The 507-nt window shown below is 43.2% G+C and carries 1 pseudogene; it reads right to left on the reverse strand.

From position 1 onward, the window contains the following. Positions 1–148: 148 nt before the first annotated feature. Positions 149–507 (reverse strand): annotated as a pseudogene (locus tag R7044_RS28350) (bis(5'-nucleosyl)-tetraphosphatase); the annotation flags it as partial.

Below are 507 nucleotides of genomic sequence, written 5' to 3' on the forward strand. Positions count from 1 at the left end.
CTGAAACCTACCAAGCGGATGAGAAAAACGCTTACAACATGCGTTTTACGATTTTAGAAAAGCAATAGTTAGAAAAGTCTCTCGAAGCAGAATAGAAAAAAGCACCGTAACCACGGTGCTTTTTGTTTTTGGAGTAACGATCTAGTGATTAATCGAGAGCGTCTTGAGTAAAGAGTTGTTTGTCTTCCCAACGAATCATCGTCAGCGAACCACCCCAGACACAACCTGTATCGAGTCCAATGACTTTTTCATCGATATAGCCCTGCAATGCTGCCCAGTGACCGAATAACACTGTTTTTTCTAACGGTATGCGGTGTGGCAGTTCAAACCAAGGTACCAATTGGTCACCTGTGACTTCTTGCGGAGGCAGTTTGCAGTCCATATCTAAACGACCATCAGAAAAGCAGAAACGCATTCTTGTAAAGGCATTGATGATATAGCGGTAGCGATCCAGGCCTTCCAGAGAGTCATCCCAAAGATCTGGTAAGTTGCTGTACATGTTTTTTA

This window comes from Vibrio sp. 1402, assembly GCF_033340275.1.